Here is a 1,071-nt window from a genome sequence, read left to right as displayed (position 1 = left end):
TGTTATTGGTATTTTAATCTTTTGCGGCTCTATTTAAAGAGTTTTTTGAGTTGTGTTGCTATCTTGATATAAGTATATATCATAAAATGTAAAATGTCAATATAATTTTTATTGGGTTTTAATAAAATAACACTTGTTTACAAGTTTAAACCTTCATAAACCATTGATTTTATTGACTTTATAGCATTAAAATTTGATCAATAAAATTACATGGAAAATTTTAAAATTAATGTTTGTGTTCGTTAAAATGCTTTATTACTTCAATGTATATTTTATTAGACTCTATAATATTTTTATTGGTACGTTCCAATTTTTCAAGCTCCATAGTTGTTAATTTATTAATTTTTTTCAACTCCTCAATTTCAAACTCTTTTTCGTTTAACTCTAATTCTAATATTTTTACTCTATCATCGCATTTTTTATTTAAATATTGAGTGTATTTTTCAATTGATAGTATTATTCCTAATGCAAACATAGCTCCAATGAGTATTAAATAATGTTTTTTCATGGATAAAACCTTCCTTTTATTTGTTTCTTACATTATATAATATAATGAAGTAAAAAGCAATTTTAAAAATCTTCACAAAAACCCAATAAAAATTATATTGACATTTTACATTTTATGATATATACTTATATCAAGATAGCAACACAACTCAAAAAACTCTTTAAATAGAGCCGCAAAAGATTAAAATACCAATAACACTTGAATGGTATAAAAGATACTTGGAACTAAGAGTTCAAACAAGTTAAAATATATCATTTGAGTAGGTATACAATGCTTGAGTTAAAATAGTAATAAAAATAAATGCTTGACAATTGATACAAAATAGATTATAATTAGAATATAAAGATTAAAGGAGTGATAGAATATGAAAAATTATTTAAAAGTTCAAATGTTTGACGGAAAAGGTGGTTATGAGAACGTTTTAGTTGAAAAGGATTTTAAAACAGGATTAACTAAAGCATGGTTCAATTATGGTTATGGATTATGTGAAGGTACGGCTGACATTATAAAAGAGAATTTAGGAACTAAAACTTCAATAATGACTCTAACAGTTAAAAAGTCAG

2 protein-coding genes are annotated in these 1,071 nt (G+C 23.6%); one reads left to right on the top strand and one right to left on the bottom strand.

What is annotated here, in order from left to right:
• Positions 1-226 precede the first annotated feature (226 nt).
• Positions 227-508, bottom strand: a complete 282-nt coding sequence (locus ACRDDY_RS03230) for a hypothetical protein (protein WP_438563528.1) — start codon at positions 506-508, stop codon at positions 227-229.
• Positions 509-872: 364 nt separating this feature from the next.
• On the opposite strand from ACRDDY_RS03230, the gene ACRDDY_RS03225 reads away from it, so the two are divergent.
• Positions 873-1,071: hypothetical protein (locus tag ACRDDY_RS03225; protein WP_438563527.1), on the top strand; the 199-nt coding region annotated here is incomplete at its 3' end.

Origin of the sequence: Clostridium sp., assembly GCF_051656525.1 — a bacterium.
Taxonomy (GTDB): domain Bacteria; phylum Bacillota; class Clostridia; order Clostridiales; family Clostridiaceae; genus Clostridium.
This window is presented reverse-complemented; position numbering and strand designations above follow the sequence as displayed.